Below are 22,996 nucleotides of genomic sequence, written 5' to 3'. Positions count from 1 at the left end.
CAGGGAACGGCTAAGCTGAGCCTTCTTTCGACCAGGAGGGATCCATGGGCAAATCGCTGCGGCTATCGGAAAAATGGTTCAACCGCGGCCTCTGGCTGTTGGCGCTGGTGTTCGCCAGCTTTCTGATCGGTCTGGGTGGCACCCTGGTCGGCGACCTGCCCCAGGTGGAACGCCAGCAGAGTCTGGAAGACTTCATGGACCCGGTCGCCACCGCCGCGGCGCGTGACGTCCAGCGCCAGGCCAATCGGGCCAGGCGCGACGCCCAGGACGCCCTCGACCAGGCCCAGCTGCAGCAAGCAGCCGCGGCGCGCAGCTACCAGGCCAATCGCGAGACCTTCGACAACTGGTTGGCCACCCGCCAGACCACCCAGCGTCCCGAGCAGGATGGCGAACTGATCGCCCGCAGTCGCGCGCTGGACGACCTCAAGGCCGGCGAGCGCGGGGCCGAACAGGAGGTCGAACGCCAGCAGCAGACCCTGCTCGCCGCCGAACAGCGCTCGGCTGCCGCCGCGCGCAGCCTGACCGAGCTGAGCGACACGGCCCAGGAGGCCTGGCTCGATGCCCAACGGCAGGCCGAGTTGCGGGTCTTCCTCTATCGCCTGGCGCTGACACTACCCTTGCTGGCCGTCGCCGCCTGGCTGTTCGTGAAGCAGCGCCAGAGCACCTGGTGGCCCTTCGTCTGGGGCTTCATCTTCTTCGCACTGTTCGCCTTCTTCGTCGAGCTGGTGCCCTATCTGCCCAGCTATGGCGGCTATGTGCGCTATCTGGTCGGGATCCTGCTTACCGTGCTGGGTGGACGCCATGCCATCCGCTCCCTGCAGGACTATCGCGCTCGCCTGGCCCTCAAGGAAGCCCAACCCGACACGGTACGGCGCGAGGAGCTGCACTACGACACCGCCCTGGCGCGCCTGGCCAAGGGCGTCTGTCCGGGCTGCGAGCGACCGGTGGAGCTCAAGGACGCCAGCCTCGACTTCTGCCCCCATTGTGGCATCGGGCTACACGACCACTGCCAGGGCTGCCAGGCGCGCAAGAGTGCCTTCGCGCGCTTCTGCCAGCGCTGTGGGGCGGCCGCGCAACGCGTTCAAGGCGCCTAGGCATGGTCCTTGTAGGTCAGCCGCCAGGCTTCCCGACTCAGCGCCCATAACTCTGAGGGTAATTTGCCGCAGACGTAGTCGGATTCGCCTTGTGCGATGAGGCACATCCCCTCGCGCTGCGACAGACGCCGCGACCCCTCGTTCAAGGCTGCCTTGGGTACACGCATGCACGGGCGCCGCAGGTCCTCGAACCAGAAGGTATTCACCGCCGCGCAGGCCTCGCCCATGAGTCCCTGGCGCCAAAAAGCCGGGGAAAGCCAGAAACCCCGATTGTTATCGGGCTTGTCATGCAGGCTGATGACGCCGATCAGCACCTCTGGGTCGCTGCGCAGGCGCAGCGACCAGTGCCATTCAATACCCCGCGCCATGGCTGGCAAGGCGATGTCCTGCAAGAAACGCCGAGCGCCGTCTTCCGGATAGGGCCAGGGAATATGAGCGGCCATGTACCGCACGATCTCCCACTGCGGAAAGATCCGCTGGATCGCCTCAGCATCCCCCAACTGCAGGGGACGTAGCAGCAGGCGGGGCGTCTGCAGCACGGGCAACGGCATGGTGGGCTCCAGTCGGGTTCCTGACCGGAGCCTAACCTACCCTCAGGGCTTGTTCGAGCTGGCGTTGACGCCCTTCTCGGTGTGCTCGCTGTCGTGGTCATGCAGCTGGCCGGTGGGGTCCTGCAGCTGGATGACCTTGCCCTGCTGCCAGGCGTCGGCGCCGGGGGCGACCGCGGGCGTCGGCAGGTCGGTGCGGGCGGCCTTGGTTTCGCCGCTGGAGACACCCAGGCGGCGATCACGCTCGGCGAGCAGCTTGGGATCGAGCTGGCCGTCGGCGGTGAAGCCCATCATCAGCTGGGGGACGCCCAGGGGCAGCTTCAGGTCCTGGTCGGTATGCCAAGTGTGCCAGGTCTTGCCATAGGTGTGCACCAGCTTGTCCATCAGTCGGTGCTCGGCCACCTGAGGGACGCCGGGGGCGATCAGCTGGCCGGATTTCACCTCGTGTACGTGACTGTGCCAGAGCGCCTTCTCGGCTTCGGGCAGGGTCTTGAACAGCCGCTCGCTGATGATGTACTCCACGCCCATCAACTTGGCGTCGGCCACGTTGCCGTCGTAGATCACGCACTGGAACATCTCCTCGCCCAGGACGCTGCAATAGTGGTGGGCTTCCATCTGACCATGGGGATGGCCATTGTAGAAATGGAAGCCGTCCAGGTAGGTGTTGAGGGCGGCGATGGGTGGCTTGCGCTGCAATACATCGGCGCCGGCTTCGAGCACCCGGGTATCGGTCTGGGCAGGGGCACCCGGTACCGGTACCGGCGACTGGGTGTCGTTGGCGGCCTGGGCCAAGGGAGCACAGGCGAGCAGCAGCAAGGCGGAAAGTCGACGGGTATTCATGGTGGATTCTCGGCGGGAGCTTGCCGAGTTCGAAGGGTGAGCAGGCGCCAAGGTTCCACCGTTGCGCTAGTCTCGTCATACAGCTGTCATGCAATGGCCATAAATTCGTCATCGTCCGAGCGTGGCGTTTCGGTATAAGCGAAACGGTCGATCGGGCCTTGTGCCTCTGGCTTTCCATTTCTGTCGGGACGACTCAATGAACGCACACAGCTCTCCCTCTGGTCATGCCCTGCGCCGCGTGGTCTTCAACAAGAAGGGCGGTGTCGGCAAGTCCAGCATCGCCTGCAACCTGGCGGCCATCAGCGCCCACGAGGGCTATCGCACCCTGCTGGTGGACCTCGATCCCCAGGCCAACTCCAGCCAGTACCTCACCGGCCTGGTGGGCGACGACCTGCCCCATGGCATCGCCGACTTCTTCAAGCAGACCCTGAGCGGCGGCAAGAAGGCCCAGGCCAACATCCATGCCACGGCCTGGCCGAATCTGGATCTGATCGCCGCCTCCGGCGAGCTGACCGAGCTGCAGTTCAAGCTCGAATCCAAGTACAAGATCCAGAAGCTCGCCAAGTACCTCGACAAGCTCGGCGAAGACTATGACCGCATCTACCTGGATACCCCGCCGGCGCTGAACTTCTACAGCATCTCGGCACTGATCGCGGCCGACCGCTGCCTGATCCCCTTCGACTGCGATGTCTTCGCCCAGCAGGCGCTGTACGACCTGATCGAGGAGCTGGACGAGATCCGCGAGGACTACAACGAAAAGCTTGTGGTCGAGGGCATCGTCATCAACCAGTACCACGCCCAGGCCAGTACCCCGCGCCAGCTGATCGAGGAACTCCAGGCGCGCGACCTGCCGGTGCTGGCGGCGCCGCTGATGGCCTCGGTGAAGATGCGCGAATCCCACCAGCAACACCGCCCGCTGATCCACCTGGACCCCAGCCACAAGCTGACCCGGCAGTACCTGGAGCTGTTCGCCCTGCTGGAAGACTAGGGCTACCTAGCGCAAGAACGTTCAAGACGGCAGCGACGCGGCACGGCATCCTGGGTATCCCCTGCCCTCCGGAGCTTGCCGATGACCGCTTCCCGCCGCCGCGCCTTTCTCCAGGGCGCCTGGCAGAGCATGCCGCTGTCGCTGGCCTGCGCCCCCTGGGGCATCCTGGTCGGCGCCCTGGCCATCGAGACCGGCCTCAGCGTGCTGGAGGGCCAGGCCTTCTCCCTGCTGGTGTTCGCCGGTGCGGCCCAACTCGTGGCCCTGGGCATGCTCAAGGCCGGCGCGGGCCTGGCCGCCATCCTGCTGACCACCCTACTGCTGACCTCCCAGCACCTGCTCTATGGCCTGCACATGCGCCGGGTACTGGCGCCCCAGCCGCTGCCCTGGCGGCTGGGCTTCGGCTTTCTGCTCACCGACGAGTTCTTCGCCCTGAACCATGCCGAACAACCGGCGGGCTTCGACCGCTGGCGCGCCCTGGGCATGGGGTTGAGCTTCTACCTGCTGTGGAATCTCTTCACCCTGGCCGGCCTGCTGCTGGGGCGGGTGCTGCCCAATCTGGGCGCCCTGGGCCTGGACTTCTCCATCGCCGCCACCTTCATCGCCCTGGTGGTGCCGCTGGTGCGGGATCTGGCCACGGTCGCCTGCGTGCTCACCGCGCTGCTGGTTTCGGTCTGGCTGCATCACCTGCAATGGCAGGGCGCCCTGGTGCTGGGCGGGCTGGCCGGCATGTGCGTGGGCTTCGGGGTGCGTCGCCTGCGGGAGCGACAGTCATGATTCTCGCCACCCTGCTCGGCATGGCCGCCCTGGTGTTCTTCAATCGCTATCTCTTTCTCGAACCGCGCCTGCCGCTGCGCCTGGGACGCAATCTGCGCACCTTTCTCGAATTCGCCGTCCCGGGAATGCTCACCGCCATCTGCGGCCCTATCCTGTTCGCTGGAGAGAAATCCCTGGCGGCCACCTTGATTGATCCCTATCTGCTGGCAGGTCTGGCCGCGGTAGGACTGATGCTGTGGACGCCGCGGGTGCTGACCACGGTGGTGCTCAGCATGGGGGTGTTCTATGTGCTGCGCTGGCTGCTCTAGGCACGGCCGAGTTTTGCTAAGGTGAGACCAAGCCTGCTGTTCGGTCGGACCACGAGAGCGTCATGAAGGAACCACAGGAAAGCGCCCGTCTCTGGTCGGCCCGCGGCCTGGGCGGCGTCGAGTTGCTGCACGCCAGGTATCGCCGGCAGCGTTTCGCTCCCCACGTGCACGAAGGCTATGTGTTCACCGTGATCGAGCGCGGCGCCCAGCGCTTTCGGCATCGGGGCGCCGAGCACCTGGCGGCGGCGGGCAGCATGGTGCTTATTAACCCGGACGAACTGCACACCGGCGCCACGGCGGTCGAGGAAGGCTGGCAGTACCGCGGCTTCTATCCGACGCTGGCGCAACTGGCACCGGTCTTCACCGAACTGGGACGCCCGCTCGACGCTGTCCCGGCCTTCACCACCAGCGTGTTGCAGGATGCCCAGGTGAGCGCGGCCTTCAGCCAGCTGCATCGGCTGGCCGACCAGGGTGCCGAGGCCCTGGAGCAGCAGACCGCCTGGCGCGAAGCCCTGTTGTTGCTGTTCGGGCGTCATGCCCGCCTGGGCGCCCTCACCGAGCCGGGCCGTGAACCCCTGGCGGTACGACGCGCCCGGGAGCTGCTCGGCCAGCGCCTGCAACAACCACCGAGTCTCGAAGAACTGGCCCAGGCCGTGGGGCTGTCACCCTTTCACTTCCTGCGGGTATTCCGCCGCGCGACTGGTCTGCCGCCCCACGCCTGGCTCAAGCAACAACGCCTGACCCGCGCCCAGGGGCTGCTGCGCGCCGGCTGGGCGCCCCTGGACGTGGCCCTGCAGCTGGGCTTCGCCGACCAGAGCCACCTCACTCGCCAGTTCAAGCAGGCCTATGGCGTAGCCCCAGGCGCCTATCGCCGCGCCTGGCACACCTAGCCACCTCGACGAACGGTCTTCCCGTGCAGAACCCTGTGCCAGAGCCTGGCAAGCGGCAACGCTATCAGGGCCACACCAACCGGGAAGAACTTTTCAACGCTTGACCGGGCCTAGTCAGGATGAGCGCCGGACCCTTTGGCCGCGCTTCCCTGCCCTTCCATTAGAGGTCCTTTGCATGAATCTTGAAGAACGCATCCGCCAGCGCGCCTATGAAATCTGGGAGCGCGAAGGCCGTCCCCATGGCCAGGATTTCGAACACTGGTTTCAGGCCAACCGCGAACTGGAAGATCAGCCCGACGACAACCTGACCCAGGTCGGCGGCATCCAGAGCAGCGTCGCGCCACCAGCGCCCAAGCCCCGCAGTCGGTCGCGCAAGAAGACCGCTGAGGACAGCACCAAGGCCTAACGCCAGTCGTCCAGCAGCCAGACCTCGGGATGGTCGTAATGGGCTTCGCCCCGGTGCAGGGTGATGCCGAGGATCTCGCTGCGAAAGCCCTGGGCCAGCAGCCACTGGTAGGCACCCCGGCGCGCGGTGTTGACGCCAGCCAACAGCCGCTGCTGGCCATGGTCCCGAGCGAGGCCGTCGCAGGCGGCGATCAATCGTGCGAAGCGCGCCTCCGCCCCCACTCCCGGCAGGACAGCAGCGCACTTCACATAGCAGACGCCGCTCCCCGCCTCACTGCGTGGACCGAAATGGCAGACGGCGAAGCTTTCCATCCGTCCCGCCTTGTCTTCCAGCACCAGACTCTCGCCCAGCCCCTGCTCGCGCACGGCAGCCATTTCGGCAGACACATCCAGACCCGGAGCATTGGCCCGGCCCAGTTCGGCGCAGGCGGCCAGCAGTCGATCGGGCGTGGCCGCCAGGGAAAATCTGAGCGCTGGCGGTGCCGGTTGCGTCTGCACCGGACGCGCCATCATTGCGGTCAGGGTACGCGGCCAGAAGCCGAAGCCTTGGTAGAGCCCCAGGTGGCGCGGACTGTCGGGAAAGGTGAAGAGTCCGGCATGCACCAGTTGCCAGGCATCGAGCTGCTCCACCGCGGCGCCCATCAGCGCCTTGGCCACCTTGGCGTCCCAGTAGTCAGGATGTACCGCCAGCGGCCCGAGGATGCCGTGACGGCCCCAGCGAGTGACGCAGACCGCGCCGACCAGTCGCCCGGCATCCAACGCCTTGAACCAGGCGGTATGGGGCGCGGCGAAACGACTGCGCACATAGTCGCGATCGTTCCAGAATTCTCCGGGTTCGGCGGCGCCCATCCAGGTGGCGAAGGCCAGGCGGACCACTTCGGTGGCGGCGGGCAGGCCGGTTTCGGTGAGAGGTTCGATATGGATGGCGGGGGTGGACATGGGCGGCTCCTGGGCTATACGCCTTGGACCCGCCCGGCCGATGCTTTGCGCCCGGGCGGCAACTGCCGGTTACAGCAGCAGCACCGCCGCCCAGCCAAACAGCATCATTGGCAGGCTGAAGTGCAGGAAGGACGGCACCACGGTGTCCCAGATATGGCTGTGCTGGCCGTCCACGTTGAGACCGGAGGTCGGCCCCAGGGTCGAATCCGACGCCGGCGAGCCCGAATCGCCCAGGGCGCCGGCGGTACCGATCAGGCAGACGATGGCCAGCGGCGAAAAGCCCAGGTGCAGGCACAGCGGACCGAGGATGGCGGCCAGGATGGGCACGCTGGAAAAGGACGAGCCGATGCCCAGGGTCACCACCATGCCCAGCAGCAGGAGCAGCAGCGCGCCCAGGGCGCGGTTGTCGCCGATCAGGGCGGCGGCGGTGGCGGCCAGGTCGTTGATCTGGCCGGTGGCGGTCAGCACCTCGGCGAAGCCACCGGCGGTCAGCATGATGAAACCGATGACCGCCATCATCTTCACGCCCTCGCTGAACAGATCGTCCGCCTCCCGCCAGCGCACCACCCCGGTGGCGGTAAAGACCACGAAGCCGACCAGGGCGCCGAGGATCATGGAATCCAGCCAGAGCTGCACGCCGAAGGCCGCGACCACGGCGATCAGGGCCACCGCCAGGGTCCGGCCGTTGTAGGGGCGGTCGGCCCGCTCGATACGCGCCACCCGGGCCAGATCGTAGCGACGTGGCCGGCGGTAGCTGACGCACACCGCCAGCAGCAAGCCGACCACCATGCCTAGCGCCGGCAAGAGCATGGCGCGGCTGGGGTCGACGCCGCTGACGTCCACCCCGGCGCGGGCCACGCTGGCCAGCAGGATGTCGTGCAGGTAGAGACTGCCAAAGCCCACCGGCAGGAACATGTAGGGGGCGATCAGGCCAAAGGTCATGACGCAGGACAGCCGCCGGCGATCCAGCTCCAGGCGCGTCAGCACATAGAGCAGCGGCGGCACTAGCAGCGGGATGAAGGCGATGTGAATGGGCAGGATGTTCTGCGAGGCAATGGACACCGCCAGCAGCAGACCAAGCAGCGCCCAGCGCAGCGAACGCCCGCCCTGGGCGGCCTGACGCTCCATCAGCGCCAGCGCCCGATCGGCGAGCATGTGCGCCAGCCCCGACTGGCTGATGGCCACGGCGAAGGCGCCCAGTAGCGCATAGGAGAGCGCCACCTTGGCGCCGTTGCCCAGGCCGGCATTGAAGGCCAGCAGGGTGCCTTCCAAACCCAGACCACCCACCAGGCCACCGGTCACCGCACCGGCGATCATCGCCACCACCACGTGCACCCGGGCCAGGCTCAAGACCAGCATGAGCCCTACCGCCACCACCACCGCGTTCATCGCCATCTCCGCACCACGAAAGGGCGCGCACTCTGCCGCAGCGCGGCGCGGGCGTCAAAGGCCAGGGATGGATGGCGCGGCGCCTGGCTTACCCCTGGGCATGGAGGCGGCAGCTGCCTGTACCTGCGTCAGCGACCAAGACCGACCAGGCGCCGGAGCAGTCTCATAGGATGAAAGGGGCATCGCGCAATCGCTCTGGACTGAACCTTTCAGCGCGCAGGGACGTCTGAGTCGCACGCTTTCACGGTCACAACAAGGACGAGCTGCCCATGCAAAACGCCATTGATATGCTGATTACCGCGTTCAGCCCGCATTCCTGCCTGGCCGTCCCGCGCCGCGCCGACCGCACCCTGCTGTTCACCGTCACCGACACGGCCCGCGCGGTCACGGTCACCAAGGCCATTCCCCTGTGCAACCTGGAATGCAACACCACCCTGGCCACCGTGATCAAGGACCTGCAACGCGACCTCGATCGTGCGATCGGCACCCTGAGCCCGGAAAGCCTCGCCGACCTGCGCCAACGCGGCCCACGGGTTCAGCGGTTCGACAGCTGAGCGGAGGTCGCAGGTGGGATTAAGCACCTGTCGAGCCACCCTCACCCCAGCCCTCTCCCGGAGGGAGAGGGGGCAACACAGCGCGAGGCAGACAGAGGAGTGATCGCGGGATGCCTCCCCTGTAGGAGCGGCCCATGGCCGCGATCCATGAGGCGTCCGCCCTCACCCCGGCCCTCTCCCTGAGGGAGAGGGGCAACACAGCGCAAGGCAGACAGAGGAGTGATCGCGGGATGCATTCCCTGTAGGAGCGGCCCGTGGCCGCGATCCACGCGGCGTCCGCCCTCACCCCAGCCCTCTCCCGGAGGGAGAGAGGGCAACACAGCGCGAGGCAGACAGAGGAGTGATCGCGGGATGCCTCCCCTGTAGGAGCGGCCCATGGCCGCGAGCCACGAGGCGTCCGCCCTCACCTCGGCCCTCTCCCAAGGGAAGAGGGGGTCATTCGGAGCAATAGCTAGCCTGCCGTAGGGTGGATGAAGGCGCAGCCTCATCCACCGCTGGCCATCCCGCTCAGCGCCGGCTGGTGCGGGTGCTGACGTCGACCCAGACGGCCAGGACCAGAATGCTGCCCTTGACGATCATCTGCCAGTAGCTGTCCACGTCGAGCATGGACATGCCGTTGTCCAGGCTGGCGATCACCAGGGCACCGAGCAGGGCGCCATAGACGGTGCCGGAGCCGCCGCGCATGGAGGTGCCGCCGATGAAGCAGGCGGCGATGGCGTCCAGTTCGCCCATGGTGCCGGCCGAGGGCGAGCCGGCGGCCAGGCGGGCGGTGTTGACCAGGCCGGCCAGGGCGCACATCACGCCCATCAGGCCAAAAATGCCGAGCTTGATCGCCTGGACGTTGATGCCCGACAGCCGCGTGGCTTCCAGGTTGCTGCCCACCGCATAGATGCGCCGGCCGAATACCGTCTGGCTGGTGATGTAGCTGAACACCCCGAGCAGCACCAGCAGGATCAGCACCGGCACCGGGATGCCGTCGTAGCGGTTGAGGGTCTGGATGAAGGCCACCAGCACCACGCCGATCACCACTACCCGCAGCACGTCGCGCCACAGCGGCGCCAGGGCGAGGCCGAGGGTCTTGCGCTTGCTGCGCTGGCGCCAGGTAAGCACCACGGCCACCGCGAACAACAGCACGCCCAGGACACTGCCCACCACCGGCGGCAGATAGCCCTGGCCGAGGTAGACCAGCTCCGGTGACACCGGGGCGACGGTGACGCCGCCGGTGAGCCCCAGCAGCACCCCGCGAAAGGCCAGCATGCCGCCGAGGCCGACGATGAAGGACGGTATCCCGCGATAGGCACTGAGGTAGCCGTTGATCAGGCCGATCAGCAGACCGCCGGCGGCCACCGCCAGCAGGGTGATCGGCAGGGGCACGTGGTAGGTGACGTCGAGTATCGCCGCCACCCCGCCGAGCAGGCCGAGTTGCGAGCCCACCGACAGGTCGATCTCGCCGGCGATGATCACCAGCACCATGCCGCAGGCGAGGATGCCGGTGATGGACATCTGCCGCAGCAGGTTCGAAAGGTTGCGCGGGGTGACGAAGCCGCCTTCGGTCTGCCAGCTGAAGAACAGCCAGATCAGGGCCACGGCGATTAGCAGGGCGAGCATCTTGTAACGGGTGAACAGCTGTTTCACGGCGTGCATCAGAAGTGCTCCCGGGCTTGGGCGACCGCCCGTTCGGTGGTGCCCAGGGCGGCGGCCAGTACCCGCTCCTGGGTCAGATTCTCATTGGGGAAATCGCCGCGCAGCCGGCCTTCGCCGAGCACCAGCACCCGGTCGGAAACGCCGAGCACCTCGGCCAACTCCGAGGAGACCATGACGATGGCCACGCCCTCGGCGGCCAGCAGGCCGATCAGCCGGTAGATCTCGAACTTGGCGCCGACGTCGACTCCGCGGGTGGGCTCGTCGAGGATCAGCACCTTGGGCCGCGCCAGCAGCATCTTGGCGAGCACCGCCTTCTGCTGATTGCCGCCGGAAAGGCCGGTGATGGGCAGGAAGGGGCTGCTGGTCTTGAGTTGCAGCCGGGCGATCTCGGCGTCGATGCAGGACAGTTCCGCCTCGCTGTCGATACGGCTCAGGTGGGCGAATCTGTCCAGCACCGTGAGGGTGATGTTGGAGCCCACCCCCAGGTCGGGAATGATGCCCTGGCGCTTGCGATCCTCCGGCACCAGGCAGAGTCCGGCGCGGATGGATTTCAGCGGGGTACGGGTGTCGATGCGCTGGCCATTGAGCCAGACCTCGCCCTCGTAGCGGCCGTCGTAGGCACCGAAGATGGCCGAGACCAGTTCGGTGCGCCCGGCCCCCACCAGCCCGGCGATGCCGAGGATCTCGCCGCTGCGCACGGCGAAGGACACGTCGTCGACGCGCTTGCGCTGGGGATTGTCGACGTCCAGGCAGGTGAAGCGGCGCGCCTCGAAGATCACCTCGCCGATTTCATGGGGAATCTGTGGGTAGAGGTTGGTCATGGCGCGGCCGACCATCTGGGTGATGATGCGGTCGATGTCCATCTCGGCCATGGGCGTGGTCGCGATGTGCTTGCCGTCGCGGATCACCGTGATGGTGTCGCAGATGGCCGCCACCTCGTCGAGCTTGTGCGAGATGTAGACGCAGGCCACGCCCTGGGCCTTGAGGTCGCGGATGATGTCCAGCAGCACGGCGATCTCGGAGGTGGTCAGCGCCGAGGTCGGTTCGTCGAGGATCAGCAGCCGGGCGTTCTTGTTCAGCGCCTTAGCGATCTCCACCAGTTGCTGCAGGCCGCCGCCGTACTGGGAGACCGGCAGGGCCACGTTCATGTCCGGCACCTTGAGCCGGCGCATCAGCTCGGCCGAGCGCTGCAGCATGGTGGGATAGTCCAGCCGCCCGCCGAAGCGACGCGGTTCGTGGCCCATGAAGATGTTCTCGGCCACGGATAGATCCGGCACCAGGGTCAGTTCCTGATGGATGATGACGATGCCGGCCGCCTCGGATTCGGCGATGGACTGGGCTTCCAGCGGCCGCCCGTCCCAGCGGATCTCGCCTTCCCAGGTGCCGTGGGGGTAGACCGCCGAGAGCACCTTCATCAGGGTGGACTTGCCGGCGCCATTCTCGCCGCACAGCCCTACGCATTCGCCCGGACGCACCTTGAGGTCGATGCCGTCCAGCGCCCGCACCCCGCCAAAGCTCTTGGCGATGCCGTGCATTTCCAACAGATAGTCGGCCATGGCCGCTCCTTGCCCAGGGGCCGCCCGACGCCAGGCGTCAGGCGACCAGCCGGTGGCCAGTGGTTATTTGCCGTCGATCTGGGCCTGGGTGTAGAAGCCGTCCTTGACCAGCAGGTCGACGTTGTCCTTGGTCAGCTCGGTGGGCGTGAGCAACAGGGTGTCGACCTTCTTGGTGCCGTTGTCGTAGCTGGAGTTGAAGGCCGGCTTCTCGTTGCGCACCAGTTGCACCGACAGCTTGGCCGCCTCGGAGGCGATCAGCTTGAGCGGCTTGTAGACGGTCATGGTCTGGGTCCCGGCGATCACCCGCTTGATGGCGGCGAGGTCGGCGTCCTGGCCGGACACGGCCACCTTGCCGGCCAGCTTCTGCGCGGCCAGGGCCTGGATGGCGCCGCCAGCGGTGGCGTCGTTGGAGGCGACGATGCCGTCGATCTTGTTGTCGTTGGCGGTCAGGGCGTTCTCGACGATGGCCAAGGCTTCGGTCGGGTTCCACTCCTTGACCCACTGCTGGCCGACGACCTTGACGTCGCCCTTGTCGATGGCCGGCTGCAGGACCTTCATCTGGCCCTGGCGGAGGATCTTGGCATTGTTGTCGGTGGGCGCGCCGCCGAGCAGGAAGAAGTTGCCCTTGGGCTGGGCCTTGAGCACGCCATTGGCCTGCATCTCGCCGACCTTCTCGTTATCGAAGGAAATATAGGCGTCGATGTCGGCGTTGAGGATCAGGCGGTCATAGGAGATCACCTTGACCCCGGCCTTCTTGGCCTCGGCCACCACGTTGTTCAGCACCGTGGCGTTGAAGGGCACGATGACGATGGCGTCCACGCCGCGGGAGATCAGGTTCTCGATCTGCGACAGCTGGCGCTGCTCGTTGGCGTCGGCGGATTGCACATAGACCTTGGCCCCGAGTTGCTCGGCGGCAGCGACGAAATAGTCGCGGTCCCGGGCCCAGCGCTCCAGACGCAGGTCGTCGATGGAAAAACCGATCTTGGGATGCTGGGCATCGGCCTGGGCGAAACCGGTGGTGCACAGGGCGAGCAGACCGGCGAGCAGGGTCGTCTTGAAGTTCATGATGGCGTCCTTGGTTATTGTTGTTGTGGAGCAGGCGAACGGGTTCGAGTGTAACGATTCAGCGGTCTTGCACAAGCGGGTCGGGCAGGCATTTCTGCCGACCCGCTCTCGCGGCCGCTAGCGATACAGATAGCGGTTGACGACGCCTTCGAGCATTTCCTGGCGACCGCTCACCGGCTGGGGCGCCAGGCCCTGGCTGAAGGTGTGTTCGGCGAGTTGTTCCAGGCTCAGCTGGCCCCCCAGGATGCGTTGGCCGAGGGACTGCTCCCAGCCGGCATAGCGCTCGGCCTTGAACTTGCCCAGGGGGTCGTCCTGCAGCAGTGCTGCGGCGCGTTCCAGGGACAGGGCCAGAGTGTCCATGGCCGCTACGTGGCCGTGGAACAGGTCCACCTCGTCCAGGCTCTGGCGGCGCACCTTGGCGTCGAAGTTGAAACCGCCGCGGGTGAAGCCGCCGCCCTTGAGGATCTCGTAGATCGCCAGGGTCATCTCCTCGACGCTGTTGGGGAACTGGTCGGTGTCCCAGCCGTTCTGCGGATCGCCGCGATTGGCATCGATGCTGCCGAAGACGCCCAGGGCCACGGCGCTGGCGATCTCGTGCTGGAAGCTATGGCCGGCCAGGGTGGCGTGGTTGGCCTCGATGTTGACCTTGATCTCCTTCTCCAGCCCGAACTGCTGCAGGAAGCCGAAGACGGTGGCCACATCGTAGTCGTACTGGTGCTTGGTGGGCTCCTGGGGCTTGGGCTCGATCAGCAGATCACCCTTGAAGCCGATGCGGTGCTTGTGTTCCACCACCATCTGCATGAAGCGGCCGAGTTGCTCGCGCTCGCGCGCAAGGTCGGTGTTGAGCAGGGTCTCGTAGCCTTCGCGACCGCCCCACAGCACATAGTTCTCGCCGCCCAGGCGGTGGGTGGCGTTCATCGCGGTGCAGACCTGGGTGGCCGCGCAGGCGAAGACTTCTGGATCGGGGTTGCTGGCAGCGCCGGCGGCGTAGCGCGGATGGCTGAAGCAGTTGGCGGTGCCCCACAGCAGCTTGAGGCCGGACTCGCTCTGGTGACGTTCCAGCTCGTCCACCAGGCGGGCGAAGTTCTCGCGGTACTCGGTGAAGTTGGCGCCTTCGGGGGCGACGTCGGTGTCGTGGAAGCAGTAGTAGTCCACGCCCAGCTTGCTGAAGAATTCGAAGGCCGCGGCGGCCTTGGCGCGCGCCTGTTCCAGGGGCGAACCCGCCGCCTGCCAGGGCCGCTGGAAGGTGCCCTGACCAAAGACATCGCTACCCGGCCAGACGAAGGTGTGCCAGTAGCAGACCGCCATCCGCAGGTGCTCGCGCATGGGCTTGCCCATGACCAGGCGGTCGGCCTCGTAGTGACGGAAGGCAAGCGGGGAATCGCTGTCGGGCCCGGCGTAGCGGACCTTCTCGACATTGGGGAAATAAGCCATGGCGTTGTCCTTGTTCTTATCTAGCGCACCCGATACGGCGTACCGGTTTGCGTCGATGGTAGCGCCGCCACCTGGGCTGCCTATTGTGAAAATCACCAGGGCCAGGTGCGATTTTGCTGCTTGAGGGGCGGGCTCGCCGGTCGTAGTCTGGAGCCCCACCCGCGCTTCCTGCCGGAAATCCGCCATGCCCAGCCAGCCGCCCGTGCACCGTGTCGCCCTGCTGTTCAACGGCAGCAAGATCTACGATCGCGGCATCCTGGCCGGCATCGGCAACTACCTGAGCGGCACCCGCGCGCGCTGGGATCTGTTCCTGGAGGAGGATTTCCTCTGCCGGCTCAAGGGCATCGAGCGTTGGCAGGGGGACGGCATCATCGCCGACTTCGACGACCCGGCGGTGAGCGCCGCCCTGGTGAACAGCGAGTTGCCGGTGGTGGCCGTGGGCGGCTCCTATGCCGCGCCAGGCGACTACCCGCCCGGCATTCCCTATGTCGCCACCGACAACGCCGCCCTGGTGCGGCTGGCCTACGATCACCTGATCGAAGCCGGGCTGACCCGCTTCGCCTGCTTCAGCCTGCCGGCCGCCGACACCAATCGCTGGGCCGGCGAACGCGAGGCGGCCTTTGCCGCCCTGCTCCGCCGCGATGGCCTGCCGGTGGAAATCTATCGCGGCCTGGAAACCAGTGCCCCGCTGTGGGACACGGCCGTGGAACAATTGATCGCCTGGCTGCAGGCGCTGCCCAAGCCGGTGGGCATCCTGGCCGTCACCGATGCCCGGGCCCGGCAGCTCCTGCAGGCCTGCCTCACGGCAAACATCCCGGTACCGGAACAGGTGGCGCTGGTGGGTATCGACAATGACCCCCTGGCCCGGACCCTGACCCGGGTGCCCCTGACTTCGGTGATCCAGGGCACCGAGGCCATCGGCCGCGAGGCCGCGCGACTGCTGCATCAGCGGCTGCACGGCGTCGAACTCGGCGCACCACGGGTGCTGATCCCGCCCGAAGGAATCAACATCCAGGCCTCCAGTCGTCATCAGGCGGTGCGCCATCCCCAGGTGATGCGCGCCCTGCACTTCATTCGCCAATACGCCTGCCAGGGCATCAAGACCGCCCAGGTGGCCAGCTACGTGGGCATCTCCCGGTCAGCGCTGGAGATGTCCTTTCGCCGCGAGCTGGGCCGCAGCGTCCATGACGAAATTCTCGGCTTCAAGCTGGCCGCGGCCGCGGTCGCCCTGCAGGAAGGGGCGCCGAGCCTGGCCGAGGTCGCCCGGCGCTGCGGCTTCACCTCGGCGCAGTACCTGCACTCGGTGTTTCGCCGCGAATTCGGCTGTACGCCGCGACAGTATCAGCAGCGCCCCGTGGCGCTGAAAGATGCCCATGAAAAAGCCCGTCCGGAGACGGGCTTTCAGGAAGCGACCGTGGCTTATTTGCCGACGGTCTGACCCAGGAACCAGGCACGCTCTTCGGCCTGATCGATCCACTCTTCCAGCAGGCTGGTGGTGGAGACGTCGTTGGCGTCGTCGGTCAGGGTGTGGGTGGTGCGCATGTAGGCAGCCAGCGACTGGTTGTCATCATGCAGCTCGGTCAGCATCTGATCGGCCGACAGGTCGGTGGCGTCGCTACTGGCCAGGCGCTTGAGCTGCACCATCTGCTCCAGGGAGCGCACGGTGGGCTGACCGATCTTGCGCGCACGCTCGGCGATCAGGTCGGTGATGCCATACAGCTGGGTGGCCTGCTCTTCCAGCAGCAGATGGTAGTCGCGGAAGTGCGAGCCCTTCATGTGCCAGTGGTAGTTCTTGGTTTTGATGTACAGCGCGAAGACATCGGACAGCAGCACGGCCAGGGCTTCACCTACGGCCTGCTGGTTCTGCAGGGTGGCGTCTTCGCCCTGATGAGCCTTCTGCTTGACGTTAGAAACGGTCTTGAGTTCTTGCTTGGCATTGGCAACGGCCATGAGAGATCTCCTGTCAGGACGTGAAAGAAAAAAGGGGGTTCGCAGTAGTGGCGCGAACATCAACGTCTGTGGAAATCGACCCCGGCAAAGGAAAAATCGTTCATCGAATTCCTGTATCGCCATCATGGGCAAGACGAATGGTCGCCACCGTTGCGACTGCGTTTCATTGTCCGCCCTAGAGGCCATGCCGGGGCTTGCCGCTACGCTTGTAGCTAGCCCTGTAGGTAAAGCCGTTTGTCCGTTGTGCCATTAAACGACCACCTGGCGCGAACTGCGCGTCCTTCCGCCCGGTCACCTTAAAGGTAAGGCACACGAACGGTCGCCGAGAGTTCTCTGCCGGCCACTACAAGGTTCTGCAACAGGTACTCAAGTATGACGAATCCCCTTGATACGCCGAACGGATCCCGTTCCCAGGCCACGGAAGGCTCTTCGGCCGAAGCCCATCTGCACGACCTGAAAGATGTCGCTCGGGACACGGTGCAGGACGCCAAGCAAGAAGGCGCCGCGCACTATGAACACTACCGCGATACCGCAGCCGATCAGCTTGGTGCGATCGCCCAGAGCGCTCAGGCCGCCGCCGAGGAACTCGAAGACAAGGACACCCTGGGCCTGGCGCACTATGTCAGTGACATGGCGCAGAGCCTGACTGGACTGGCGGAAGACCTCCGGGGCAAGAGCGCCGAGCAGTTGCTGCATCAGGCCGGCACCCTGGCCCGGGACAACCCGGCCCTGTTTCTCACCAGCAGCATCGCCATCGGCTTTGGCCTGTCGCGCTTTCTCAAGGCCTCCAGCCAGCCGGACACTGACAGTACTCACCGCACCAGCGGCCCGGACGAGGTGCCTTCGCTGACCACGCCGTCAGTGGCAGCGGAAAACGAACTGGTGGAGCCGGCAGCCGGTGCCGATGTCATCCACACCAGCAATATTCCCAAGGGTCCTGACGTCCATACGCCAACCACGACGCGCGGCGGCGACCCCATTGGCGGCGCGGCGATCAACCCGGCCCGTAGCGACAGCAGCCTGACCACCGGTACCGCATCCAGCCAACTGGATCGCCCCACTCTGAGCGGAGACAAGCAGCCATGATCAACGAGAATCCCACTCCGCGGCCCACCGAGGGCGATACCTCGGTCGTCGGCCTGGTCAAGCAACTGGTCCAAGAGGTCCCGGCGCTGTTCACCAAGGAACTGGCGCTGGCCAAGGCCGAACTGGGCGAATCCCTGCGCACCACCAAGGCCGGCGTCGCCGGCGTGGCGGCCGGAGCCATCGTGTTGCTGGCCGGCTTCATCGTCCTGCTCATGGGCGTCGTCTACTTCCTCTCCCAGTACCTGACGCCCTGGGCTGCCGCCCTGCTGGTGGGCGCCGTGGTCATGGTGATCGGCTTCATCATGCTGCAGTCGGGCAAGAAGCAGTTCGAGCCGGCCCACTTCACCCCTGATCGCACCGTCAACAGCCTGCAGAAGGACAAGGACGCCGTACGGAGAGCCGCGCAATGAGCATCGCCAATCAAGTCGACCACGAGTCCCAAAAGAATCCCGAAGAACTTGAACGGGAAATCGATCAGAAGCGCGGGCATATCGAAGACCTGGTAGGGGCGCTGGAAAGCCGTCTCTCACCCGGTCAGCTGTTCGATCAGGCGTTGTCCTACACCAAGGGCCACAGCGGCGAATTCGCTCATAACCTGGGCAATACCCTGAAGGCCAATCCCGTACCGGCGGTGCTCACCTCGGTAGGCCTCCTGTGGCTGGCGCTCGGGCAGAACCGCAGTCCGGCCCCTGCCAGTGCAGGCAGTCCGCTCAAGGACAAGCTGGCCGGTGTCAGTGAAAGCCTGGGCCGGGCCATGGGGTCGGTCACCGAGGGCGCCGGGCATACCCGCGATTCACTGAATCGGGGCAGTCATGATGCACGCGACAAGGTCGCTGGTCTGAGTGATCAGGTGTCGGCTAAGGCTTCCGAAACCGGCGAGCGACTGGCCGATACGGCGGCGCAGACCAAGGATGCCCTTGGCGCCCAGGCGCAACAGCTCAAGGGCACCTTCGATACCCTGCTGCGTGAACAGCCCCTGGTGGTAGGGGCCCTGGGCATCGCGCTCGGTGCTCTACTAGGTGCCTCGCTGCCGCGGACCGAGACTGAAAACCGCGCCCTGGGCAAACACAGTGACAAGCTCACGTCGAAGGCGAAGAAGGTGGCCAGCAGTGGCTACGAGCAGGTCAAGGCCACCGGCCGGGAAGTGGCCGACGGGGCTCGTCAGGGTAATCATGACGATGGCGACCAGGCTAAACCCAGGAACCTGGGCAACGATCCCGATGCCGGAGTCGAATCCATGGCCGGCTCACCGGCGGCAGGCACCGGCAGCACCCTGGGCGCTACCCAGGCCACGGCGGGCATGAACGTCGGGCGGACGGCAGCCACAGGCAATACACCGGGTGCGGTGGGCGACGAAAGCGGCATGGCCACCCCGCGTAGCCTCTAACAAGACGACACCGTCGGGGTCAGGGAACGACCCCAGCACCAAAAGCAAAGGCGCACCGGTCTGGATCGGTGCGCCTTTTTTGTGTCGATCATCGCGGTCTTAGTAGCCCGGATCTGGATTTTCCTTGGACTGCTCGGGCCGCTGGTGATTTTCCGGACGCTGTTCTTCGCCGCCCTGATTGAGTTCCTTGTGGGTCTCGCCGACCTTGCCAGCGTTTTCCGGCTTGTGGTCGAGATCGTCGCGCTTGGCCATGATGCTCACCTCTTGTGGCTGAATCCTTTAGGCAACGGGGCGGGGCCAGGGTGCCCTACCGCAGGTCAACGCAAGGGCGGCGCCATGAATTCCGGCCCCACGGGGTCCTTGACGTGCTCGGCGAGGATGGCGTCGATGGAGGCCAGGTCCTCGGTGGACAGCTGCCAGCCGAAGGCCTCGTCCAACCCCTGCAACTGCTCGGGTTTGCGGGCGCCCCAGAGCGCGATGGTCGGTCCCTGATCGAGGATCCAGCGCACCGCCAGGGCCAGCACCGATTTGCCATGGCGCTCGCGGGCAAAGGCGGTCAGGGCCTCCACGGCTCCCAGGTACTGGGCGAAGCGCGGCGGCTGGAACTTGGGATCGCCCTGGCGCAGGTCGTCGCCGTCGAAGCGGGTCTCCGCGTTCATGCGCCCGGACAGCAGCCCGCGGCACAGGGCGCCATAGGCCAGCACCACCAGGCCGTGACGCTGGGCATAGGGCAGGACATCGGCCTCGATGGCACGCTCGAACAGGTTATAGGGCGGCTGCACCGTGGAAAGGTTGGCGAACTGGCGGAAGGCCTCCAGCTGCTCGGGCGAATAGTTGCTCACGCCGATGGCGAGGATCTTGCCCTCCTGCCGCAACCGCTCCAGTTCGCGAGCGGTTTCTTCATGGGGCACCTGGGGATCGGGCCAGTGCACCTGGTAGAGGTCGATGCGATCGGTCCGCAGGCGGCGCAGTGAATCCTCCACCTCCTGGCGGATGCGTGCCGCGCTGGCATTACGCCGCACCTGTTCGTCCGGCCATTCCAGGGCGACCTTGGTGGCGATCACCGCCTGGTCACGGATGCCTTCTAGGGCCTTGCCGACGATTTCCTCGGAACGACCGAAGCCGTACACCGGAGCCGTGTCGATAAGGTTGATGCCGCCATGCACGGCGCCACGAATAGTCTCGATGGAACGGGCCTCGTCAGTGCCGCCCCACATCCAGCCACCGATGGCCCAGGTGCCAAGGCCGATGCGGGAAACGGGGGTGTCGATACCCGGGATGCGCAGGGTTTCACTCATAGAGATCTCCAGGCGAAGACGCCAGTCGGAAGGATTAACCTTGTGAGGCTAATTCAAAAGGCGTTGAATGGGGCTCAACGAACTCTTGACCCTTATCGCGCGAGTCCCGCTCATGCCGACCCTCAATCGCGGCGAACTGGCCGATCTCAACGTCTTCGTCGCCCTGGTCCGCCGCCGCAGCTTCCGCCAGGCCGCCATCGAACTGGGGGTGACCACCTCGGCGCTGAGTCATGCGCTACGTCAGCTGGAGACCCGCCTGGGGGTCAAGCTGCTCAACCGCACCAGTCGCTCGGTAGTGCCCACCCTGGCGGGCGCTGCGCTGGCGGAAAAGCTCGAGCAGGGTTTCGCCCTCATCGGCGATGCCCTGGGCGAGCTGGACCAGCACCGCGACGCCCCGGTGGGCCGGCTGCGGCTGAGCGTTCCGCGGGATGCGGCGCGTCTGCTGGTGACCCCTACCCTGCCCCGGCTGCTGGCGGCCTATCCGCAACTGCAACTGGACATCAGCGTCGAAGATCGCCCGGTGGACATCGTCGCCGATGGCCTCGACGCCGGCATCCGCTATGGCGACACCGTGCCCCAGGACATGGTCGCCCTGCCGCTCACCGACGAACTGCGCTGGATCGTGGTGGGCGCGCCCTCTTATCTGGCCAGCCACGGTCGGCCCGGACAGCCGGAGGATCTCGCCGAGCATCGCTGCGTACGCCTGCGACTGGGCAATGGCACCCTCTATCGCTGGGAGCTGGGCAGCGGCGTCACGACCCGGACCCTGGACGTGCCAGGGCCTCTCACGGTCAACGAGACCGAGACCTCGATCCAGGCCGCCCTCGACGGCCTGGCGCTGGCCTACTGCCTGGAATGGCGAGTGGCCGGGGAACTGCGCGACGGGCGCCTGGAGCAGGTGCTGCCAGACTGGGCTTCCCCCGGCGCGCCGCTGTGCATCTACTACCCGAGTCGACGCCAGCCCCCGCCAGGCTTGCGCCAGCTGATCGAGGCCCTGCGCCAGACCTGGACCGAGCGCCATCCTTGAACGGGCGAACCAACCGGCGCGCCCAGGGGTCCCCTGACGACGCCCGTTGATTCCACGACCAAGGAGCCCGTCGTGTCCGACGCCACCGCCGCCCCGCTCGATCAGCTCCAGCCAGTGACCCGCGAACTCAGCCCCCGGGCGCTGCTTACCGGTGCGCTGCTGGGCATTCTGCTGACGCCTGCCAACGTCTATGCCGGGCTCAAGATCGGCTGGTCGTTCAACATGTCGATCATCGCCCTGCTGGTGAGCTATGGCCTCTGGCATCGTCTCGGGCGACGGCTGCAGCAACCGGGCTGGACGCTGCACGAGAGCAACATCAACCAGACCGTGGCCTCGGCGGCCGCCAGCATCGTCTCGGGCGGGCTGGTGGCGCCCATCCCCGCCTATACCCTGCTGACCGGCCAGCAATTGCCGACCCTGCCGCTGATGGGCTGGGTGTTCGCGGTGAGTTTTCTCGGCATCTGGGTGGCCTGGTATCTGCGTCCCCTGCTGCTGGCCGATGCCAGTTTGAAATTTCCCGAGGGCCTGGCCACCCTGGAAGCGCTGCGCCAGGTCTATGCCAGCGGCGCCGAGGCCCTGGCCCGGCTACGGGTACTGCTGGGCGCGCTGGCACTGTCGGCAGCCGTCAAGCTGGTGGATACCTTCGCCTGGGCACTGCCGCGGGCAGCGCCCTCGCCCGCGCTGGAGCGACTGACCTTCAGCTTCGATCCCTCCCTGCTGCTGCTCGGCTTCGGCGGCATCATCGGTCTGCGCGTCGGGCTGTCGCTATTGCTCGGTACGCTGCTGGCCTGGGCGGGCGTGGCGCCCTGGCTGCTGGCCAGCGGCGTTGCCGACCTGCCGGCGGACGCCAGCGGTCCGCAATATGGATTCCTGGTGCAATGGCTGCTCTGGCCGGGGGTGAGTCTGATGGTCAGCGCCACCCTGGCCTCGCTGGCGGTACGCCTGATCACGCTGCCTCGCGGTGAGCGGCAGCGCCGGGGTTGGCGCCGGCCACGGGCCTGGCCGCTGGCGCTGCTGGTGGTCGCCGCGCTGTTGGTGGTGACGCTTCAGGTCCGCTTGTTCGGCATCGATCCCTGGCTCGCCCTGATCGCCCTGCCACTGGCGCTCTTTCTCGCCGCCATGGCCGCGCGGGTGGTAGGTGCCACTGGCATCCCGCCCATCGGTGCCATTGGCCAGCTGTCGCAGCTGACCTTCGGCCTGGCCGCCCCTGGCCAGGTCAACATCAACCTGATGGGCGCCAACACCGCCGGTGGCGCGGCCGGCCAGAGCACCGACCTGATGAACGACTTCAAGGTCGGCAAGGCCATCGGCGCCACCCCGGCCAAGCAGGTGGTCGCCCAGTGCCTGGGCATCGCCCTGGGCGCGGTGACCGGGGTGCTCACCTACCAGGTGCTGATTCCCGATCCCCAGGCACTGCTGCTCAGTGCCGCCTGGCCAGCGCCAGCGGTGGCCCAGTGGAAGGCAGTGGCGGAAACCCTGACCCAGGGCCTGGGTGCACTGGATGGCGCCATGCGGCTGGGCATCGTCCTCGGCGCCCTGGCCGGCTTGCTGCTGGGCCTGGCCGAAGCCCTGCTGCCAGCGCGGCGCGCCCATTGGCTGCCCAGCTCTGCGGCCCTGGGCCTGGCCTTCATCCTGCCGGCCTCGGTGTCGCTGATGATGACCCTGGGCGCCCTGCTCACTGCATTGGTGCGTTGGCGAGCACCAGGCGTGGCCGAGCGCTTCGCCCTGGCGGCCGCCGCGGGTCTCATCGCGGGAGAAAGCCTGGCCGGCGTGGGCGCGGCGTTCTGGCAGATGTTCTTCAGCTGAGCTGCGACATCTTG

General features: G+C 66.5%; 24 protein-coding genes. 13 read left to right on the top strand and 11 right to left on the bottom strand.

Annotated elements, in window-relative coordinates; genetic code table 11:
• Positions 1 to 44 precede the first annotated feature (44 nt).
• Entirely contained in the window at positions 45 to 1,094 is a 1,050-nt protein-coding gene (locus APT59_RS01565) for a double zinc ribbon domain-containing protein (RefSeq protein WP_059313251.1), read from the top strand.
• Here APT59_RS01565 and APT59_RS01560 read toward each other — a convergent pair.
• Positions 1,091 to 1,645 carry a GNAT family N-acetyltransferase gene (locus tag APT59_RS01560; protein WP_059313250.1) on the bottom strand — a complete coding sequence of 185 codons (555 nt, stop codon included), beginning with the start codon at positions 1,643 to 1,645 and terminating at the stop codon, positions 1,091 to 1,093. The genes APT59_RS01565 and APT59_RS01560 overlap by 4 nt on opposite strands.
• Before the next feature lie 42 nt (positions 1,646 to 1,687).
• Positions 1,688 to 2,482 carry an OBAP family protein gene (locus APT59_RS01555; protein ID WP_059313249.1) on the bottom strand — a complete coding sequence of 265 codons (795 nt, stop codon included), beginning with the start codon at positions 2,480 to 2,482 and terminating at the stop codon, positions 1,688 to 1,690.
• 229 nt (positions 2,483 to 2,711) lie between these two features.
• On the opposite strand from APT59_RS01555, the gene APT59_RS01550 reads away from it, so the two are divergent.
• The 5 genes from APT59_RS01550 to APT59_RS01530 all read left to right on the top strand — a co-directional run bounded on the left by APT59_RS01550 (position 2,712) and on the right by APT59_RS01530 (position 5,848).
• Positions 2,712 to 3,470 (top strand): ParA family protein, encoded by a 759-nt coding sequence (locus APT59_RS01550; protein ID WP_059316802.1) that lies wholly within the window; start codon positions 2,712 to 2,714, stop codon positions 3,468 to 3,470.
• Positions 3,471 to 3,551: 81 nt separating this feature from the next.
• Positions 3,552 to 4,244, top strand: a complete 693-nt coding sequence (locus tag APT59_RS01545; protein WP_059313248.1) for an AzlC family ABC transporter permease — start codon at positions 3,552 to 3,554, stop codon at positions 4,242 to 4,244.
• Positions 4,241 to 4,552: an AzlD domain-containing protein gene (locus tag APT59_RS01540; RefSeq protein ID WP_059313247.1), complete on the top strand. Its 312-nt coding sequence runs from the start codon at positions 4,241 to 4,243 to the stop codon at positions 4,550 to 4,552. The genes APT59_RS01545 and APT59_RS01540 overlap by 4 nt, the downstream gene beginning before the upstream one ends.
• Before the next feature lie 62 nt (positions 4,553 to 4,614).
• A complete protein-coding gene (locus APT59_RS01535) occupies positions 4,615 to 5,442 on the top strand; it encodes an AraC family transcriptional regulator (protein WP_059313246.1) in 828 nt (275 codons plus the stop codon).
• Between the two features lie 175 nt (positions 5,443 to 5,617).
• Entirely contained in the window at positions 5,618 to 5,848 is a 231-nt protein-coding gene (locus APT59_RS01530) for a DUF2934 domain-containing protein (RefSeq protein WP_059313245.1), read from the top strand.
• Here APT59_RS01530 and APT59_RS01525 read toward each other — a convergent pair.
• Complete coding sequence (locus tag APT59_RS01525) at positions 5,845 to 6,786, bottom strand: GNAT family N-acetyltransferase (protein WP_059313244.1); 942 nt, start codon at positions 6,784 to 6,786, stop codon at positions 5,845 to 5,847. The genes APT59_RS01530 and APT59_RS01525 overlap by 4 nt on opposite strands.
• A gap of 69 nt (positions 6,787 to 6,855) precedes the next feature.
• Entirely contained in the window at positions 6,856 to 8,175 is a 1,320-nt protein-coding gene (locus APT59_RS01520; RefSeq protein WP_059313243.1) for a Na+/H+ antiporter family protein, read from the bottom strand.
• Between the two features lie 269 nt (positions 8,176 to 8,444).
• On the opposite strand from APT59_RS01520, the gene APT59_RS01515 reads away from it, so the two are divergent.
• Positions 8,445 to 8,729, top strand: coding sequence for a hypothetical protein (locus tag APT59_RS01515; RefSeq protein ID WP_059313242.1), 285 nt, complete (start codon positions 8,445 to 8,447; stop codon positions 8,727 to 8,729).
• 507 nt (positions 8,730 to 9,236) lie between these two features.
• On the opposite strand, the gene APT59_RS01510 is transcribed toward APT59_RS01515, so the two are convergent.
• The 4 genes from APT59_RS01510 to xylA form a co-directional block, all read right to left on the bottom strand.
• Positions 9,237 to 10,373 carry a sugar ABC transporter permease gene (locus APT59_RS01510; RefSeq protein ID WP_059313241.1) on the bottom strand — a complete coding sequence of 379 codons (1,137 nt, stop codon included), beginning with the start codon at positions 10,371 to 10,373 and terminating at the stop codon, positions 9,237 to 9,239.
• A complete protein-coding gene (gene xylG, locus APT59_RS01505) occupies positions 10,373 to 11,929 on the bottom strand; it encodes a D-xylose ABC transporter ATP-binding protein (RefSeq protein ID WP_059313240.1) in 1,557 nt (518 codons plus the stop codon). The genes APT59_RS01510 and xylG overlap by 1 nt, the downstream gene beginning before the upstream one ends.
• Before the next feature lie 63 nt (positions 11,930 to 11,992).
• A complete protein-coding gene (gene xylF, locus APT59_RS01500) occupies positions 11,993 to 12,994 on the bottom strand; it encodes a D-xylose ABC transporter substrate-binding protein (RefSeq protein WP_059313239.1) in 1,002 nt (333 codons plus the stop codon).
• Between the two features lie 117 nt (positions 12,995 to 13,111).
• A complete protein-coding gene (gene xylA / locus APT59_RS01495) occupies positions 13,112 to 14,428 on the bottom strand; it encodes a xylose isomerase (protein WP_059313238.1) in 1,317 nt (438 codons plus the stop codon).
• Between the two features lie 184 nt (positions 14,429 to 14,612).
• Between xylA and APT59_RS01490 the strand changes: the two genes are divergently transcribed.
• Complete coding sequence (locus APT59_RS01490; protein ID WP_059313237.1) at positions 14,613 to 15,866, top strand: XylR family transcriptional regulator; 1,254 nt, start codon at positions 14,613 to 14,615, stop codon at positions 15,864 to 15,866.
• Here the strand turns inward: APT59_RS01490 and APT59_RS01485 are convergent.
• Positions 15,848 to 16,378, bottom strand: coding sequence for a Dps family protein (locus APT59_RS01485; RefSeq protein WP_059313236.1), 531 nt, complete (start codon positions 16,376 to 16,378; stop codon positions 15,848 to 15,850). The genes APT59_RS01490 and APT59_RS01485 overlap by 19 nt on opposite strands.
• Positions 16,379 to 16,750: 372 nt before the next feature.
• Between APT59_RS01485 and APT59_RS01480 the strand changes: the two genes are divergently transcribed.
• The 3 genes from APT59_RS01480 to APT59_RS01470 are packed head-to-tail and all read left to right on the top strand — an operon-like array spanning position 16,751 to position 18,851.
• A complete protein-coding gene (locus APT59_RS01480) occupies positions 16,751 to 17,464 on the top strand; it encodes a hypothetical protein (protein ID WP_237140560.1) in 714 nt (237 codons plus the stop codon).
• Positions 17,461 to 17,874: a phage holin family protein gene (locus APT59_RS01475; protein ID WP_059313235.1), complete on the top strand. Its 414-nt coding sequence runs from the start codon at positions 17,461 to 17,463 to the stop codon at positions 17,872 to 17,874. Before APT59_RS01480 ends, APT59_RS01475 begins: the two co-directional genes overlap by 4 nt.
• Positions 17,871 to 18,851, top strand: coding sequence for a DUF3618 domain-containing protein (locus APT59_RS01470; RefSeq protein ID WP_059313234.1), 981 nt, complete (start codon positions 17,871 to 17,873; stop codon positions 18,849 to 18,851). The genes APT59_RS01475 and APT59_RS01470 overlap by 4 nt, the downstream gene beginning before the upstream one ends.
• Before the next feature lie 99 nt (positions 18,852 to 18,950).
• Here the strand turns inward: APT59_RS01470 and APT59_RS22515 are convergent, their stop codons facing one another.
• Together APT59_RS22515 and APT59_RS01465 are read right to left on the bottom strand one after the other, a co-directional pair.
• A complete protein-coding gene (locus APT59_RS22515) occupies positions 18,951 to 19,103 on the bottom strand; it encodes a hypothetical protein (RefSeq protein ID WP_167348550.1) in 153 nt (50 codons plus the stop codon).
• Positions 19,104 to 19,168: 65 nt separating this feature from the next.
• A complete protein-coding gene (locus APT59_RS01465) occupies positions 19,169 to 20,149 on the bottom strand; it encodes an aldo/keto reductase (protein WP_059313233.1) in 981 nt (326 codons plus the stop codon).
• A gap of 112 nt (positions 20,150 to 20,261) precedes the next feature.
• Between APT59_RS01465 and APT59_RS01460 the strand changes: the two genes are divergently transcribed.
• Both APT59_RS01460 and APT59_RS01455 read left to right on the top strand, forming a co-directional pair.
• Complete coding sequence (locus APT59_RS01460; RefSeq protein WP_059316800.1) at positions 20,262 to 21,176, top strand: LysR family transcriptional regulator; 915 nt, start codon at positions 20,262 to 20,264, stop codon at positions 21,174 to 21,176.
• A 72-nt stretch (positions 21,177 to 21,248) separates the two neighbouring features.
• Positions 21,249 to 22,982 carry an OPT/YSL family transporter gene (locus tag APT59_RS01455; RefSeq protein WP_059313232.1) on the top strand — a complete coding sequence of 578 codons (1,734 nt, stop codon included), beginning with the start codon at positions 21,249 to 21,251 and terminating at the stop codon, positions 22,980 to 22,982.
• The last annotated feature ends 14 nt before the right edge of the window (positions 22,983 to 22,996 follow it).

Origin of the sequence: Pseudomonas oryzihabitans, from assembly GCF_001518815.1 — a bacterium.
Lineage (GTDB): Bacteria > Pseudomonadota > Gammaproteobacteria > Pseudomonadales > Pseudomonadaceae > Chryseomonas > Chryseomonas oryzihabitans_E.
This window is presented reverse-complemented; position numbering and strand designations above follow the sequence as displayed.